General features: G+C 70.0%; 14 protein-coding genes. 6 read left to right on the top strand and 8 right to left on the bottom strand.

Features of this window, described 5'->3' with window-relative positions; translation table 11 throughout:
• Positions 1 to 26: 26 nt before the first annotated feature.
• From L107_RS08055 to tig, 4 genes are all read right to left on the bottom strand, one after another.
• On the bottom strand, positions 27 to 1,049 hold the full coding sequence (locus L107_RS08055; RefSeq protein ID WP_159817732.1) for a hypothetical protein: 1,023 nt from the start codon (positions 1,047 to 1,049) through the stop codon (positions 27 to 29).
• A 9-nt stretch (positions 1,050 to 1,058) separates the two neighbouring features.
• Positions 1,059 to 2,432 (bottom strand): ATP-dependent protease ATP-binding subunit ClpX, encoded by a 1,374-nt coding sequence (gene clpX / locus L107_RS08050; RefSeq protein WP_159817730.1) that lies wholly within the window; start codon positions 2,430 to 2,432, stop codon positions 1,059 to 1,061.
• 143 nt (positions 2,433 to 2,575) lie between these two features.
• Complete coding sequence (clpP, locus tag L107_RS08045; protein WP_159818092.1) at positions 2,576 to 3,217, bottom strand: ATP-dependent Clp endopeptidase proteolytic subunit ClpP; 642 nt, start codon at positions 3,215 to 3,217, stop codon at positions 2,576 to 2,578.
• A gap of 140 nt (positions 3,218 to 3,357) precedes the next feature.
• On the bottom strand, positions 3,358 to 4,815 hold the full coding sequence (gene tig / locus L107_RS08040) for a trigger factor (RefSeq protein ID WP_159817728.1): 1,458 nt from the start codon (positions 4,813 to 4,815) through the stop codon (positions 3,358 to 3,360).
• A gap of 268 nt (positions 4,816 to 5,083) precedes the next feature.
• Between tig and L107_RS08035 the strand changes: the two genes are divergently transcribed.
• The 3 genes from L107_RS08035 to L107_RS08025 all read left to right on the top strand — a co-directional run bounded on the left by L107_RS08035 (position 5,084) and on the right by L107_RS08025 (position 9,170).
• The gene (locus L107_RS08035; protein ID WP_159817726.1) at positions 5,084 to 6,154 is read left to right on the top strand and encodes an aspartate-semialdehyde dehydrogenase; all 1,071 of its coding nucleotides are present in this window, start codon (positions 5,084 to 5,086) and stop codon (positions 6,152 to 6,154) included.
• Positions 6,151 to 7,080 (top strand): 4-hydroxy-tetrahydrodipicolinate synthase, encoded by a 930-nt coding sequence (dapA, locus tag L107_RS08030; protein ID WP_159817724.1) that lies wholly within the window; start codon positions 6,151 to 6,153, stop codon positions 7,078 to 7,080. Before L107_RS08035 ends, dapA begins: the two co-directional genes overlap by 4 nt.
• A gap of 77 nt (positions 7,081 to 7,157) precedes the next feature.
• Positions 7,158 to 9,170: a ribonuclease J gene (locus L107_RS08025; RefSeq protein WP_236550577.1), complete on the top strand. Its 2,013-nt coding sequence runs from the start codon at positions 7,158 to 7,160 to the stop codon at positions 9,168 to 9,170.
• A gap of 16 nt (positions 9,171 to 9,186) precedes the next feature.
• On the opposite strand, the gene L107_RS08020 is transcribed toward L107_RS08025, so the two are convergent.
• Together L107_RS08020 and tilS are read right to left on the bottom strand one after the other, a co-directional pair.
• Positions 9,187 to 9,942, bottom strand: a complete 756-nt coding sequence (locus L107_RS08020; RefSeq protein ID WP_159817722.1) for a hypothetical protein — start codon at positions 9,940 to 9,942, stop codon at positions 9,187 to 9,189.
• Positions 9,920 to 10,966, bottom strand: a complete 1,047-nt coding sequence (gene tilS, locus L107_RS08015) for a tRNA lysidine(34) synthetase TilS (RefSeq protein WP_159817720.1) — start codon at positions 10,964 to 10,966, stop codon at positions 9,920 to 9,922. Before tilS ends, L107_RS08020 begins: the two co-directional genes overlap by 23 nt.
• Before the next feature lie 23 nt (positions 10,967 to 10,989).
• Between tilS and L107_RS08010 the strand changes: the two genes are divergently transcribed.
• The 3 genes from L107_RS08010 to uvrB are packed head-to-tail and all read left to right on the top strand — an operon-like array spanning position 10,990 to position 14,271.
• Complete coding sequence (locus L107_RS08010) at positions 10,990 to 11,760, top strand: DUF561 domain-containing protein (RefSeq protein ID WP_159817718.1); 771 nt, start codon at positions 10,990 to 10,992, stop codon at positions 11,758 to 11,760.
• 27 nt (positions 11,761 to 11,787) lie between these two features.
• Positions 11,788 to 12,210: a phage holin family protein gene (locus tag L107_RS08005; RefSeq protein ID WP_159817716.1), complete on the top strand. Its 423-nt coding sequence runs from the start codon at positions 11,788 to 11,790 to the stop codon at positions 12,208 to 12,210.
• 51 nt (positions 12,211 to 12,261) lie between these two features.
• The gene (uvrB, locus tag L107_RS08000; RefSeq protein WP_159817714.1) at positions 12,262 to 14,271 is read left to right on the top strand and encodes an excinuclease ABC subunit UvrB; all 2,010 of its coding nucleotides are present in this window, start codon (positions 12,262 to 12,264) and stop codon (positions 14,269 to 14,271) included.
• On the opposite strand, the gene mscL is transcribed toward uvrB, so the two are convergent.
• Together mscL and L107_RS07990 are read right to left on the bottom strand one after the other, a co-directional pair.
• Positions 14,268 to 14,660, bottom strand: coding sequence for a large conductance mechanosensitive channel protein MscL (gene mscL / locus L107_RS07995; protein ID WP_159817712.1), 393 nt, complete (start codon positions 14,658 to 14,660; stop codon positions 14,268 to 14,270). The genes uvrB and mscL overlap by 4 nt on opposite strands.
• A 33-nt stretch (positions 14,661 to 14,693) precedes the next feature.
• A complete protein-coding gene (locus L107_RS07990) occupies positions 14,694 to 15,479 on the bottom strand; it encodes an EAL domain-containing protein (protein WP_159817710.1) in 786 nt (261 codons plus the stop codon).
• Between the last annotated feature and the right edge of the window lie 16 nt (positions 15,480 to 15,495).

The following is a 15,495-nucleotide window of genomic DNA, read 5'->3' as shown; positions in this document are numbered from 1 at the left end:
GCAAGGGGAATGGGATCAGCATCGCGTCACCGGTGCGGCCGGGGTTTCCCTCCGGGAGTGGGGATAGCCGCTCGCCCGGGTGGGCCGCCGCGCTGGACGACTCCCTGGACGCGTTTCAGGAGGTGGAGAAGGCTGGCCCGCCGCTGCCCGGAGAGCCAGAGCCGCTCCACCGTCCGGTAACCGCCGTAGCGGTGGCCGCGCCAGTCGAGCAGGCGGGCCAGACCGCGGCCGGAGTTCCGCCAGGGCCGCGAGAACCGGATCGCCCGTCGCACCGTTGCCGTCAGCCGCTGCGTGCTCAGGTGCTTCGCCCGATCCACCAGCTGGGCGAAGGAGTGATCGCTCCAGCCTCCCGCCGACCAGAAGTGCCAGACCACGGCCTCCGGGGAGAGCTCCCAGGCCGGCAGCACCATGGTGTTGAAGGCATGCGGCAGCGTGGCGCTCGTCACCAGGCCGCGCTGCAGGGTGGCATTGAAGGAGGGCTGATCCTTCAGCAGCTCCGCGGCCTCCACGCCCTCGTGCCAGAGCCGGTGCCATTCGGCAAAGAAGGCATGGACGGCGGGGGTGTCCTCCCAGCAGAAGACGCCGGAGTTGAAGTAGCGCGTCAGGTCCAGCGGCCAGCCCAGCTCCTGGGCCTGGATGACATGGGGAAGGGTCCGCAGGTGCTCGCCCATGTCCCAGCGGTTGTAGTCAGGAACGGCAGCGAAGTCCCAGTCGCCTGGGGGAAGGGCCGTGAGGGAGCCCCGGACCAGGGTGTCGGCGTCGAGATGGATGCCGCCCCCACGCAGGAAGCGGGGCAGCTGGGTCTTGATCCAGCGATGGCGGTAGACCAGTGACCCCGGCGGCGTCTCCACCGCCTCGACGCTGTCGCAGAGTCCCGGCAGACGATGGCCGCTCTCCTGGAGCCGTCGTGCGCTCTCGCTGTCGCAGAGCAGCCGGACGGGCAGGGAGGGATTGGTGATCTGCAGCGACAGGATCGAGACCAGCGCCATATCGGCGTAGACCTGCGACCCTTCGGGCACCGTGACGAGGTAGACCGCCTGATCGAGCACAGCCGCGGCTCAGGCCGTGGCCTGTTCCCCCCGGTGGCCGTCAAGGTCGGCGGCGGCACTGATCGGCAGCACCTTGGCCTTGCTGCGCTGCTCCACCAGCTCCCGGGTGATGGTGAAGGTCTGGACATCGCGGCGGGAGGGCAGGTCGTACATGACGTCGAGCATCAGCTCCTCGACGATGCCCCGCAGGGCCCGGGCGCCGGTCTTGCGGCGGTGGGCTTCGGCGGCGATGGCCTCGACGGCCCCCGGCTCGAACTCGAGCCGCACGTTGTCCATGCTCAGCAGCGTCTGGAACTGCTTCACCAGGGCGTCCCGCGGTTCGGTGAGGATCGCCTCCAGGGCGCTGGTGTCGAGGGGCTCCAGCACCGCGCTCACCGGCAACCGGCCGATGAACTCGGGAATCAGGCCGTAGCGCACCAGATCCTCCGGTTCGAGGTGGCGCATCACTTCGCTGGAGTGCTTCTCCTTGCCGGCGCGCACCCGGCTGCGGCCATCGGCCGGCAGGAAGCCGATCGCGTTGCGGCCCATCCGCTTCTGGACCAGGTCCTCCAGTCCCACGAAGGCGCCGCCGCAGATGAACAGCACCTGGCTGGTGTCGATCTGGATGCAGTCCTGATAGGGGTGTTTGCGGCCGCCCTGGGGGGGCACGTTGGCGACGGTGCCCTCCAGCATCTTCAGCAGGGCCTGCTGCACCCCCTCACCGGAGACGTCACGGGTGATCGAGGGGTTCTCGCTCTTGCGGGCGATCTTGTCGATCTCGTCGATGTAGATGATGCCCCGCTGGGCCTGCTCGACGTCCAGATCCGCTTTCTGCAGCAGGCGCAGCAGGATGTTCTCCACGTCCTCGCCCACGTAGCCCGCCTCGGTGAGGGTGGTGGCATCGGCCACCGCGAAGGGCACATCCAGCATCTCCGCCAGGGACTGGGCCAGGAGGGTCTTGCCGCAGCCGGTGGGGCCGATCAGCAGGATGTTCGATTTGTGCAGGCGGGTGGCCGTCTGGTCCGTCTCACCCTTGCCGTCCCCCTGCCAGGCCAGCCGCTTGTAGTGGTTGTAGACGGCCACGGCCAGCACCTTCTTGGCCTCCTCCTGGCCCACCACCTGCTGGTCGAGGAAGCTCTTGATCTCCTGGGGCCTGGGGATGGTGGCCAGGGTGGGGGCCGGCCTGGTCGATTTCTTGGCTGGGGCCTTGCGGCCCCCATCGGCCATGGGCCGGCCCGGTGGGCCATGGCCGTGGTGCTCGACCAGTTCCTCGTCGAGGATCTCGTTGCAGAGATCGATGCACTCGTCGCAGATGTAGACGCCAGGCCCGGCGATCAGCTTGCGCACCTGTTCCTGGGACTTGCCGCAGAAGGAGCACTTCAGATGGGCGTCGAACTTGGCCATCGGCAAGGAGGCGGCGGGAGCGGCGGTGGTCGCCCTGGGAATGGCGGCGGGATGGACCTGCCTCCAGGATCGACCCCAGCCGTCGATTTGTCAGTCGTTCCTGAAGTTCGGAGCGGTGATCGGTGACGTCCTGGCCAGAGGCGCTAGGGGACGACGGGGGCTGGGGCGTCATCGACCACCCGGTCGATGAGTCCGTATTCAACCGCCTCCGCCGGGGAAAGGAAGTAGTCCCTGTCCGTATCTTCAGCGATCTTGTCCAGCGGCTGGCCGGTGTGTTCCGCCATCAGGCCGTTGAGGGTGTCCTTCAGAAAGAGGATCTCCCGGGCCTGGATCTCAATGTCCACCGCCTGGCCCTGGGCGCCCCCAAGGGGCTGGTGGATCATGATCCGGGCATTGGGGAGGGCCATCCGCTTGCCGGGCGCCCCGCCGGTGAGCAGGAAGGCCCCCATGCTGGCGGCCAGTCCGTAGCAGATCGTGACCACGTCCGGCGCCACCTGCTGCATGGTGTCGTAGATGGCCAGGCCGGATGTCACCGAGCCGCCCGGGGAGTTGATGTAGATCTGGATGTCCTTCTCGGGGTCCTCGGCCTCCAGGAAGAGCAGCTGGGCCACCAGGGAGTCGGCCACCTGGTCGTCGATGCCGGTGCCGAGGAAGATGATCCGCTCCCGCAGCAGTCGGGAATAGATGTCGAAGGCCCGGTCGCCGCGGCCGGACTGCTCCACCACCGTGGGCAGCACCCCCGGAGCGGCGGTGGGGCCCGGAGTGACCATCCCGTTCCAGGGCATCGGCCCCTGCCAGAGGTTGGTCACGGGGTGGGGCAGCGCCCCCGACGGGCCCGCCAGGGCGGCGGGCAGCCAGTCGGGGATCAGGGGCGGTCGGGCGTCGATCACGCGGTTTCGCTGGCGGACGGGGGAGTGGGCTCAATCTATGGCTGGGTGCCGTCCTCCCGGGCCTCGGCTCCCGTGGCGGCCTTCTTCGCCTTGGCGGCCCTGGCCGGCTTCGGCGGCTCTTCGCCGGTGGCCGGCGCCGCCTCCTCGGGCCCGTCCGCGGCCGGGGCCTTGTCGGTGATGGTGCTGTTGGCCTCGAGCCACTCCAGCAGCTTCTCCTTCAGCAGGTCCTCGGCCACCGCCAGCCGCAGCCGCTCCGGGTCGATGGCGGCACTGTCGCTCAGGCCCTGGCGGATCTCGACCAGCCTGGCCTCCAGGTCGGCGGCGGCCACCTCGATCTTCTCGGCCGCGGCCAGGGCCTTGAGCGCCAGGCTGCGCCGCAGCCGCTGCTCGGCCTCGGGCCGGGAGGTGTCCATGAGGCTGCGCACCAGATCGGGGGTGAACAGCTTCTTGACGTCCATGCCCTGCTGGGAGATCTGACCGGCGGTCTGCTCGATCAGGTTGCGCACCTCCTGCTGGATCAGGGTCTCGGGCAGCTCCACCTCCAGCTCCTCCACCAGGACCGCCAGCAGGGCCTCATGGCGGTTGGCGCGATGGCGGCGCTCGGCGTCCTCCCGCAGGCGCTTCTCCAGGTCGGCGCGGAGCTCGGCGAGGGTCGGCTTGTCGCTGGCCTGCTGGGCGAAGGCGTCGTCGAGGGCCGGCAGTTCCCGGGTCTTCAGGTCCAGCAGGGTGATGGCGAAGAGGGCCTCCCGGCCCGCCGCCGTCTCCTGGGGGTAGCTGTCGGGGAAGCGGCAGGAGACGTCGCGGCTGTCGCCGACGGCCATGCCGAGGATGCCGGCGACGAAGCCGGGGATCATGCGGCCCTCCTCCAGCTCCACCTCCATCCCTTCGCTGCTGCCGCCCTCGATGGCCTCGCCGGTGTCGACGAAGGTGCCGCGGAAGGCGATCTGGGCCACGTCACCTTCGGCGGCGGGCCGGTCCTCCACCGGCACCAGGGTGGCCAGCTGGCGGCGCGACTGCTCGATCAGTTCGTCCACCCGGGCCGGGTCGAAGGGGACGGGCTCCGCCTCGGCCTTGAAGCCTTTGGTGCTGCGCAGGGTGGGGGTGGGCTCCACGTCCATCTCCAGGGTGATGGTGAGCTCCTCCCCGGGCGTGAAGCGTTCCAGGACCTGCTCGAAGGCTTCGCTGAGTTCGGGCCGGCCGATGGCCTCGATGGCCTCCTGCTGCATCGCCTCCCGCACGACCGCATCGACCAGGTCCTCGAGGGCGGTGGCGCGGATCCGCAGCGGGCCGATCTGCTGCAGGAGCACCGGCCGGGGCACCCGTCCCTTGCGGAAGCCGGGCAGCTTGACGCTGCGGCTCAGCTTCTCGAGGGCGGCCTCGTAGCTCTTCTGGCTGCGCCCCGCAGGCACGGCGACCTCCCCCGCCAGACGGCTTCCGGGGCGCGGGGAGGTGCTCACCCGGAGGTTGGCTTCGGTGCTGGCGGCAGGGCTCATGAAACGGGGCTCGCTCGGGGCAGCCCCCCATCCTAGAAACTGGCCGTTCCGGGCCTCCGCCACGTATTGTGCAATCGACGCACCGGCGCGCCCATATCTCCAACTGAAGAGTTCCGTCCGGCCCCCAGGCTGGAGGTTTTGTCTCAGGCTCCCGTTCCCGGAGCCTCCAGCCCCATCCGTTCCACGTCCCTTTCCAGGGTTTCCCTCAGGGCCCCGTCTCCCGTCAGCAGGCCCGCTCCCGCCCCGCCACCTGTCCCGTTTCCCCCCGTTGACCGTCTCAGCGACCCTTCCCTCCCCTCCGCGCCACCTGCCTTCACGGCCGTTGCGCATCGCCATCCTCGGCGCCACCGGAGCCGTGGGCCAGGAACTCCTGGTGCTCCTCCAGGAGCGGGGCTTTCCGGTGGCGGAGCTGCGGCCGCTGGCCTCGCCGCGCTCGGCCGGCCAGGACCTGGACTGGCAGGGCGAGCGCCTTCGGGTGCAGCCGGTCGGCGCCGACGCCTTCGAGGGCATCGACCTGGTGCTGGCCTCGGCCGGCGGTTCGGTCTCCCGGCAGTGGGCGCCGGTGGCCGTGGCCGCCGGAGCGGTGGTGATCGACAACTCCAGCGCCTTCCGGATGGATCCGGCCGTGCCCCTGGTGGTGCCCGAGGTCAACCCCCAGGCCGCCTTCGCCCACAGCGGGATCATCGCCAATCCCAACTGCACCACCATCCTTCTCACCCTGGCCCTGGCCCCCCTGGCGGCCCGGCGGCCGCTCCGCCGCGTGGTGGTCAGCACCTACCAGTCGGCCAGCGGCGCCGGGGCCCGGGCCATGGAGGAACTGCGCGACCTGAGCCGCACGGTGCTGGACGGGGGCGAGCCGGTGAGCGCGGTGCTGCCCCATTCGCTGGCCTTCAACCTCTTCCTGCACAACTCCCCCCTGCAGCCCAGCGGCTACTGCGAGGAGGAGCTCAAGATGCTCCACGAGACCCGCAAGATCATGGGTCTGCCCGAACTGCGCCTGACGGCCACCTGCGTGCGGGTGCCGGTCCTGCGGGCCCACTCCGAGGCCGTCAACATTGAGTTTGAGGAGCCCTTCCCCGTGGCGGAGGCCCGCGAGCTGCTGGCGGTCGCCCCCGGGGTGGAGCTGATCGAGAACTTCGAGACCAACCGCTTCCCCATGCCCACCGACGTCACGGGCCGGGATCCGGTGGCCGTGGGCCGCATCCGCCAGGACCTGAGCGATCCCTGCGCCCTGGAGCTGTGGCTGTGCGGTGACCAGATCCGCAAGGGTGCCGCCCTCAACGCCATCCAGATCGCCGAACTGCTGCGGGATCCCGCCGCCGCCGGAGGTGCCGCTTGAGCACGGCCACCCTGCAGGCGCCGAGCACGGCTCCCTCCCCCGAGGCCCCCTTCGGGCGGGTGCTCACCGCCATGGTGACCCCCTTCCAGCCGGACGGGGCCGTCGATCTGGAGCTGGCGGCCCGGCTGGCGGACCATCTGGTCCGCCACGGCTCCGATGGCCTGGTGCTCTGCGGCACCACCGGCGAGTCCCCCACCCTCACCTGGCGGGAGCAGCATGAACTGTTCGCCGCCGTGAAGGGGGCGGTGGGCAGCCGCGCCACCCTGCTGGCCGGCAGCGGCAGCAACTGCACCGCCGAAGCCGTGGAAGCCACCGGTGAGGCCGCCGCCCTCGGTGCCGACGGCGCTCTCGTGGTGGTGCCCTACTACAACAAGCCGCCCCAGGAGGGCCTGGAAGCCCATTTCCGCGCCGTGGCCCGGGCCGCTCCTGAGCTGCCCCTGATGCTTTACAACATCCCCGGCCGCACCGGCTGCAGCCTGGCCCCGGACACCACGGCCCGCCTGCTCGATGAGGCCAATGTGGTGGGCTTCAAGGCCGCCAGCGGCACCACCGAGGAGGTCAGCCGGCTGCGGGAGCTGTGCGGCGATCGCCTGGCGATCTACAGCGGCGACGACGCCCTCACCCTGCCGATGCTGGCGGTGGGTGCGGTGGGCGTGGTCAGCGTGGCCAGCCATCTGGTGGGCCCCAGGATCCGGGCCATGCTCCAGGCCTACCTGAGCGGCGACGTCGCCACCGCCCTCGACGAGCACCAGCAACTGCTGCCCCTGTGCAGGGCCCTCTTCTGCACCACCAATCCCATTCCCGTCAAAGCCGCCCTGGAGATCTTCGGCTGGCCGGTGGGTGCCCCCCGACTTCCCCTGCTTTCCGCCGATACCGCCGTGCGACAGCGCCTTTCCTCGATTCTGGCTGCCCTGCGTCCCACCTGACGCCAAGGCTGATGTCCAGAGTCACTTCCGCTTCCGCTCCACGTTCCGTTTCATCAACCCCCTGAGTGCTTCCCTACATGTCCAGTCAGAACGCCAATCCCATCGTCCGCTCCGGCAACGGCGCCAAAGCCAGGCACCAGGGCCTGCGCGTCATCCCCCTGGGCGGCCTGCACGAGATCGGCAAGAACACCTGCGTCTTCGAATACGGCGATGAGCTGATGCTCGTCGATGCCGGCCTCGCCTTCCCCAGCGATGGCATGCATGGCGTCAACGTGGTGATGCCCGACACCAGCTACCTGCGCGAGAACCAGAAGCGCATCCGCGGCATGGTGGTCACCCACGGCCATGAAGATCATATCGGCGGCATCCCGCACCACCTCAAGAACTTCAACATCCCCATCATCTACGGCCCCCGCCTGGCCATGTCGATGCTGCAGGGGAAGATGGAGGAGGCGGGCGTCACCGACCGCACCACCATCCAGACGGTGGGTCCGCGGGATGTGGTGCATGTGGGCCAGCACTTCAAGGTGGAGTTCATCCGCAACACCCACTCGATGGCCGACAGCTTCACGCTGGCCATCACCACCCCCGTCGGCGTGGTCATCTTCACCGGTGACTTCAAGTTCGACCACACCCCGGTGGATGGGGAGGCCTTCGACCTGCAGCGCCTGGCCCATTACGGCGAGCAGGGTGTTCTGTGTCTGTTCAGCGACTCCACCAACGCCGAGATCCCCGGTTTCACCCCGCCGGAGCGGGCCGTGTTCCCGAACCTGGATCGCCACATCAGCCAGGCCGAAGGCCGGGTGATCATCACCACCTTCGCCAGCTCGATTCATCGGGTGTCGATGATTCTGGAACTGGCGATGAAGAATGGGCGCAAGGTGGGGCTGCTGGGCCGCTCCATGCTCAACGTGATCGCCAAGGCCCGCGAACTCGGCTACATGCGGGCCCCCGATGATCTGTTCGTTCCCATCAAGCAGATCCGGGACCTGCCCGACCGGGAAACCCTGTTGCTGATGACCGGCAGCCAGGGCGAACCGCTGGCCGCCCTGAGCCGCATCTCCCGCGGCGAACATCCCCAGGTGCAGGTGAAGTCCACCGACACGATCATCTTCTCCGCAAGCCCGATCCCCGGCAACACCATCTCGGTGGTGAACACCATCGACCGGCTGATGATGATGGGCGCCAAGGTGGTCTACGGCAAGGGCGAGGGCATCCACGTCTCCGGCCACGGCTGCCAGGAGGACCACAAGCTGATGCTGGCGCTGGCCAAGCCGAAATTCTTCGTGCCCGTGCACGGCGAGCACCGCATGCTCGTCTGCCATTCCAAGACGGCCCAGTCAATGGGCATCCCGGCCGATCACATCCTGATCATCGACAACGGCGACGTGGTCGAACTCACCCCCGACACCATCCACAAGGGTGAGCCGGTGAAGGCCGGCATCGAGCTGCTCGACGCCTCCCGCAACGGCATCGTCGATGCCCGGGTGCTCAAGGAGCGCCAGCAACTGGCGGAGGACGGCGTCATCACCCTGCTGGCGGTCATCACCACCGACGGTGTGATGGCGGCGCCGCCACGGGTGAACCTGCGCGGCGTGGTCACGGCCGCCGATGCCCGCAAACTCTCGGTCTGGGCCGAGCGGGAGATCACCTGGGTGCTGGAGAACCGCTGGAATCAGCTGGCCCGCAACACCGGCGGCAAGGCCCCCGATGTCGACTGGGTGGGTGTGCAGCGGGAGGTGGAGGTGGGCCTGCAGCGCCGCCTGCGCCGGGAGCTGCAGGTGGACCCGCTGATCATCTGCCTGGTGCAGCCCGCGCCGGCCGGCACCCCGGCCTACAAGGGCCGGGCCGATGCCGAACCCGACAGCCGTCCGGCGCCCCGCGGCGGCCGCCGGGATGGGGGTGGGCGCCAGCCCGCCGCCGTGCCCCAGCGCCAGCTGGTGACCGCAGCAGCTTCGGCCGCCCCGGCGGCGGCCACGGCCAGCACCGCAGCTCCGGCCCCGGTGGCCGCCGCCAGCAAGGCCCCCGTCGAGGAGCCGGAACCCACCGGTCGCGTCCGTCGTCGCCGCTCGGCTGCCGCGGCGGGCTGATCGCCCGGGGGTGGGCTCAGCGGACCCTGACCAGCATCAGGCCGCTGAGCAGCTCCTCGTCCTCCTTGTCCCCCGGCGCCGCCGAGGTGGGGGTGGACTCCTGCCAGCTCAGCTCCACGTCGTCGGCCAGGGCAGGATCCGCCTGGTGCAGCTCGATCAGCTCGGGCTCCTCCACCACCTCCGGGATCAGCGAGGGCTGGGCCCAGGGAGTGGCCGGCGTGGGGGCCGGCGGCCCCGCCGGAGATTCCGCCCCCGCCGATGCCGGCTCCAGGTCGGCGGCGGTGGCCGGGGCGGCGGCTGCCCCCGGGGCGGTTGCCGCCGGCCCCTTGGTCAGCCAGGGGGCCGCTGGGCCGGTGACCGCCTGCGCGGTGACCGCCGAGCCTGCGGCCCCTGCGACCAGGAACTCCGGACCGGGGCTGCCGGTGTCCGCCACGGCCGACCCCGGGGTCGGGGTGGTGCCGGCCTCATCGATCGCGCACTGCTTCAGTCCCTGCTCGGCGATCCTGGTGAGGGCAGCCTCGCTGCTCTGCTCCGCCACCGTCCCGTAGTACCCGGCGGCGGTGGCCTTGTCCCCGTAGCCGTAGAGCTGGGTATGACCCAGCAGCAGCTGGAGCCGCAGCTTCAGCCCGGTGAGCTGGGGATTGTCCGAGGGCTGCAGCTGTTGCAGCAGTTCGGCCCCGTCGGCCAGCACCGCGGCCCACTTCTCCCTGGAGTAGGCCTGCTCGATCACCGCATAGCGCTGGGCGGCGTCAGTGGCGCTGGTCTCGGCCATGGAGCGGGTCGGGTGAGCGGACCCACAGTGTGCTGTGATCCCAGTGCAGTTGCCATCCTCCGGGCAGATCCAGCCGGCCCGTGCCCCCCCCCCGGACCAGCCGGTCCACCAGGGTTTCGAGGCTCCCCGAACCCGGCTCCCGCCCCAGATGCCGGCGCAGCCAGTGGTGCAGCAGCCGTCGTTGGCTGGCCGGGGCCAGGCCGGCCAGCCGCCGGCGCGGCAGCCGTGCGGGGGCCTCGCCCTGCTGGAGGCCCTCCAGGGCCAGGTCCAGCAGTTCCGCCTCGGCCTCGGCCTGCGCCTCCAGACGTTCCGCCTGGGCGCTGATCCGCCGGCTGGCGCCGGGATGGAGGGCTTCCAGCACCGGCATCACGTCGGCCCGCAGCCGGTTGCGGGCGAAGCGCCGATCCGTGTTGCTGCTGTCCGTCCAGACGGGCAGGCCCCGCTCCCGGCAGAGGCGGCCGGTGTCGCTGCGGTCGAAGATCAGCAGCGGGCGGGCCAGCCGCAGGGGGCCGGCGGCCGGGGCCAGGGGCCGGCTGGCCCCGAGGCTGGCCAGGCCCCGCAGGTGGCTGCCGCGGGCCAGGTTGAGCAGCACGGTCTCGGCCCGGTCACTGGCGGTGTGGCCGGTCACCACATGGGTGCAGCCCCCCTGGAGGGCCGCCGCGGCGAGGCAGCCGTAGCGCCACTCCCGGGCGGCGGCCTCGCTGCCGGGCACCGGATCGGCCCGGTCGAGTCTCAGATCCAGCCCCTGGCTTCGGGCCCATCGGGCCAGTTCCCCGGCCTGGCGGGCCGCGTCGGGGCGCCAGCCGTGATCGCCGTGCCACAGCTGCAGCCGCCAGCCGTGCAGGGGCTGGAGGTCCAGCACCAGGGTGGTCAGGGCCATGGAGTCCTGGCCGCCTGACACGGCCACCAGCAGCGACCCCCCCGCCGGCAGCAGGGTGGGTCGCCGCAGCAGGTGCCGGTGGAGGCGCGTCTGGTCGCGTCCCCAGGGCCGCGGCGTCCGGCTTGGGTCGGGTGGGAGAATCACCGTCTGCTTCCTTCCATCCGCCGATGACCCGCCTCTCCAGCCTGCCCACCGCCCTGCAGCAGGCGATCCGTCAGGGGCGGGCGCTGAAGGTCATCGCCGGCCTCGACAACTTCGATGCGGCCCGGGTGCAGCGGGTGGTCCGGGCCGCCGCCGCCGGCGGCGCCGACCTGGTGGATCTGGCCTGTGACCCCACCCTGGTGCGTCTGGCCGCGGCGCTGGCTCCGGGGCTGCCGGTCTGTGTCTCGGCGGTCGACCCGCTCCTGTTCCCGGCGGCCGTGGAGGCCGGTGCCGCCATGGTGGAGATCGGCAACTACGACAGCTTCTATCCCCAGGGGCGGGTCTTCGGTGCCGCCGAAGTGCTCGAGCTCACCCGTCGCACCCGGGAGCTGCTGCCGGAGACGGTCCTCTCGGTCACCGTGCCCCACACCCTTCCCCTCGATGGGCAGGAGCGGCTGGCGGTGGAGCTGGTGGCCGCCGGCGCCGATCTGATCCAGACCGAGGGTGGCACCAGCGCCCATCCCCTCAGCCCGGGTGCCCTGGGCCTGATCGAGAAGGCCGCCCCGACCCTGGCGGCGGCCCATGCCATCAGCCGGGCGGTGGCCGTGCCGGTGCTGTGCGCCTCCGGGCTCTCGGCCGTCACGGTGCCCATGGCCCTGGCCGCCGGCGCCGCCGGCGTCGGCGTGGGCTCGGCCGTCAACCGCCTCGACGATGAGCTCGCCATGGTGGCGGTGGTGCGTGCCCTGCGGGAGGCCCTGCCCCTGGCGTCGATGGTTCAAAACGAACAGACTCGGTAAGCTGAACGGGTTGCGGCACCGCTTCCCATGGGCTCGTTGACCTGGCTTCTGCAATGGCCGATCCGGGCTCTCATTCTGCTGCTGGTGGCGCGACTGCCCCTGGGGGTGGAGCTGGCGAGCTTTTCGGCGGCCCTGCTGTCGGCGATCGTCATCGCCCTGCTGGGCACCCTGCTGGTGCTCCCCCTGAAGCTCCTGCTGGGGCCGGTCTGGTTCGTCTCCTCCCTCGGGGGCCTGATCAGCCCGGTGTCGTTCCTGTTCAACTGGCTGATCACGGTCATCCTGTTCAGCCTGGCCGCCTGGCTGATCCAGGGTTTCCGGCTCCAGAACGGGCTGGTCAGCGCCATCCTCGGGGCCCTGGCCTACAGCGTGCTGAGCAGCCTTGTCCTGGGCTGGATGGGTCTGGACGTGCCCCTGACCCGGGCGATGGCGGTGGCCTCCGGGGTGGGCTGATCGGTTTTCCCCGCCGGAGCGTTCCCCTCGGGTGACCGCCAGAATGGTCCGATGCCATTCCAGCTTCACGCCCCCTACGAACCGAAGGGCGACCAACCCGCCGCCATCGAAGCGATGGTGAAGGGCGTCGACGGGGGCGAACGCTTCCAGACCCTCCTCGGCGCCACCGGCACCGGCAAGACCTTCTCGATCGCCAACGTGATCGCCCGCACGGGGCGCCCCACGCTGGTGCTCGCCCACAACAAGACCCTGGCGGCCCAGCTCTGCAACGAGCTGCGGGAGTTCTTCCCCCACAATGCCGTCGAATACTTCATCTCCTACTACGACTACTACCAGCCCGAGGCCTACGTTCCCGTCTCGGACACCTACATCGCCAAGACCGCCTCGATCAACGAAGAGATCGACATGCTGCGGCACTCGGCCACCCGGTCGCTGTTCGAACGGCGCGATGTGATTGTGGTGGCCTCGATCAGCTGCATCTACGGCCTCGGCATCCCCTCGGAATACCTCAAGGCCGCTGTGAAGTTCGAGGTGGGCGACAAGCTCGATCTGCGCGGCTCCCTGCGGGGTCTGGTCAACAACCAGTATTCCCGCAACGACATCGAGATCAGCCGCGGCCGCTTCCGGGTGCGGGGCGATGTGCTGGAGATCGGTCCGGCCTACGAAGACCGGCTGGTGCGGATCGAGCTGTTCGGCGATGAGGTGGAGGCGATCCGTTACGTCGATCCCACCACCGGCGAGATCCTCCAGAGCCTGGAGTCCATCAACATCTACCCGGCCAAGCACTTCGTGACCCCCAAGGAGCGGCTGCAGGGGGCGATTCAGGCGATCCGGGCCGAACTGCGGGAACGGCTGGACGTGCTCAACGGCCAGGGGCGGCTGCTGGAGGCCCAGCGCCTGGAGCAGCGCACCACCTACGACCTGGAGATGCTGGAGCAGGTGGGCTACTGCAACGGGGTGGAGAACTACGCCCGGCACCTGGCCGGACGGGAGGCCGGCACCCCGCCCGAATGCCTGATCGACTACTTCCCCGACGACTGGCTGCTGGTGGTGGACGAGAGCCACGTCACCTGCTCCCAGCTCCAGGCCATGTACAACGGCGACCAGAGCCGCAAGCAGGTGCTGATCGAGCACGGCTTCCGGCTGCCCAGCGCCGCCGACAACCGGCCCCTGAAGGGGGACGAGTTCTGGGAGAAGGCCCGCCAGACCATCTTCGTTTCGGCCACCCCCGGCACCTGGGAACTGGCCCAGAGCCGCGGCCGGGTGGTGGAGCAGGTGATCCGCCCCACCGGCGTCCTTGATCCGGTCGTGGAGGTGCGTCCGTCGGAGGGCCAGGTGGACGACCTGCTCGGGGAGATCCGCCTGCGGGCCGACCGCCAGGAGCGGGTGCTGGTCACCACCCTCACCAAGCGCATGGCCGAGGACCTCACCGACTATCTGGCCGAGAACGGGGTGCGGGTGCGCTATCTGCACTCGGAGATCCATTCGATCGAGCGGATCGAGATCATCCAGGATCTGCGCAACGGGGCCTACGACGTGCTCGTGGGCGTCAACCTGCTGCGGGAGGGTCTCGACCTGCCCGAGGTGTCCCTGGTGGCGATCCTCGATGCCGACAAGGAGGGCTTCCTGCGGGCGGAGCGCTCCCTGATCCAGACCATCGGCCGGGCGGCGCGCCATATCGACGGGGTGGCCCTCCTGTACGCCGACAACCTCACCGATTCGATGGCCAAGGCAATCTCCGAGACCGAGCGCCGTCGGGTGATCCAGCACGCCTACAACGAACGCCATGGCATCACCCCCACCCCTGCCGGCAAGCGGGCGGGCAATTCCATCCTCTCCTTCCTGGAGCTGTCCCGCCGGCTCAGCGACGACCAGCTGGAGGTGGCGGCCGAGCAGGCCGAGCAGAACGAGGTGCCCCTCGATGCCCTGCCCGAGCTGATCACCCAGCTGGAGGAGAAGATGAAGGCGGCGGCCAAGGGCCTGGAGTTCGAGGAGGCGGCCAACCTGCGGGATCGCATCAAGAACCTGCGCCACAAGCTGGTGGGACGCCCCGCGGTTTAGAGCCCGCGGCGCTCCAGGGCTTCGGCCAGGCGGTTGGCGGCGGCCGCCAGTTCGGTCTGGGGATCGGGCCCGGCATCGGCGGCCCGGGCCTCCTCCTGGCGTTTCATCGCCTCGATCGCCCGCACGATCAGGAACACCACGAAGGCGATCACCAGGAAGTTGATGAGAGCCACGATCACCGCACCGGCGGGCCAGGCGTTGATCGCCTCCACCTGAGCCGCCTTCAGGGCCGGCTCCAGCAGGCTGGTCATCACCAGGCTCACGACGGCGTCGACCACCTTGCCGAAGGCACCGCCGATGACCACCGCCACGGCCAGGTCGACCACGTTGCCCTTGTTGATGAAATCCTTGAAGTCGCTCAGGAAGGAAGCGGCGGCGCGCCGTGCCATGGGAATCCTGCGTGAATGTCGCCCTTTCCTACCTCACGGCTGGAGGTCCCCGTCGGCGTCCTCCGGACCATGGGTCCGCTGGTGGAAGGCGATCAGGTCGGCGGCGGAGATCGGAGGGGACAGGTGGAAGCCCTGGACGGCCTGGACCCCCGCCTGGATCAGCACCTGGAGTTGCTGGTCCGTCTCGACCCCTTCGGCGATGACGATCAGCCGGGACGAGCGGATCAGGGCCGTGAGTCCCTCCAGCCACTGCGGATGGGGCGTCTCCGGGGTGATCATGGCCAGCTGGTGGCGATCGACCTTGATGATGTCGAACGGGCAACGGCTGAGGATGGCGAGATTGGCGCCCCCCAGCAGGTTGACGTCGTCCAGCGCGATCCTGATGCCGAGTTGCCGGGCCTGGAGCATGCCCTCCAGGCCCAGGGCATCGGGGAGCCCCCGCTCGGTGACCTCCAGGATCAGCTGGTCAATCATGTCGGCCAGGCCGGCCTTCATCGCGGCGTAATAGACCCCGCCCCGCCCGGCGACCTCCGGTGGAATGTTGAGGCTGAGATGCACGTCGGGATGGCGCTGCAGCCAGTCCCTGAGTTCGGCTGCCGCGGTCTCGACCACCCAGCAGGTGAGCACTCCCGAGGCCGGGGTGGACTCCAGGGAGGGAATGAACTCCCCGGGCATCACCAGGGAGCCATCGGCCCGCCGCCAGCGGATCAGGGCTTCGGCTCCGATGCAGCGGAGATCCGGTAGGGACAGGATGGGCAGATACTCCAGAAAGAACTCACCCTTCGCCAGGCCCTCGGCAATCTCCGCGGGTCGGATCATCGGAATCGCCGTCCCA

Origin of the sequence: Cyanobium sp. Copco_Reservoir_LC18, assembly GCF_009834675.1 — a bacterium.
Classification (GTDB): domain Bacteria; phylum Cyanobacteriota; class Cyanobacteriia; order PCC-6307; family Cyanobiaceae; genus Cyanobium; species Cyanobium minutissimum.
The sequence above is the reverse complement of the archived record's forward strand: the minus strand, read 5'-3'. Positions and strand labels throughout refer to the sequence as shown.

Excerpts from the sequence above, each read along its gene's own strand:
- L107_RS08005 (WP_159817716.1), top strand. The coding sequence starts at position 11,788 with ATGGGCTCGTTGACCTGGCTTCTGCAATGGCCGATCCGGGCTCTCATT.
- tig (WP_159817728.1), bottom strand. The coding sequence starts at position 4,815 with ATGAGCCCTGCCGCCAGCACCGAAGCCAACCTCCGGGTGAGCACCTCC.
- L107_RS08010 (WP_159817718.1), top strand. The coding sequence starts at position 10,990 with ATGACCCGCCTCTCCAGCCTGCCCACCGCCCTGCAGCAGGCGATCCGT.
- L107_RS08025 (WP_236550577.1), top strand. The coding sequence starts at position 7,158 with ATGTCCAGTCAGAACGCCAATCCCATCGTCCGCTCCGGCAACGGCGCC.
- clpP (WP_159818092.1), bottom strand. The coding sequence starts at position 3,217 with ATGCCCTGGAACGGGATGGTCACTCCGGGCCCCACCGCCGCTCCGGGG.
- L107_RS08020 (WP_159817722.1), bottom strand. The coding sequence starts at position 9,942 with ATGGCCGAGACCAGCGCCACTGACGCCGCCCAGCGCTATGCGGTGATC.
- uvrB (WP_159817714.1), top strand. The coding sequence starts at position 12,262 with ATGCCATTCCAGCTTCACGCCCCCTACGAACCGAAGGGCGACCAACCC.
- mscL (WP_159817712.1), bottom strand. The coding sequence starts at position 14,660 with ATGGCACGGCGCGCCGCCGCTTCCTTCCTGAGCGACTTCAAGGATTTC.
- L107_RS07990 (WP_159817710.1), bottom strand. The coding sequence starts at position 15,479 with ATGATCCGACCCGCGGAGATTGCCGAGGGCCTGGCGAAGGGTGAGTTC.
- clpX (WP_159817730.1), bottom strand. The coding sequence starts at position 2,432 with ATGGCCAAGTTCGACGCCCATCTGAAGTGCTCCTTCTGCGGCAAGTCC.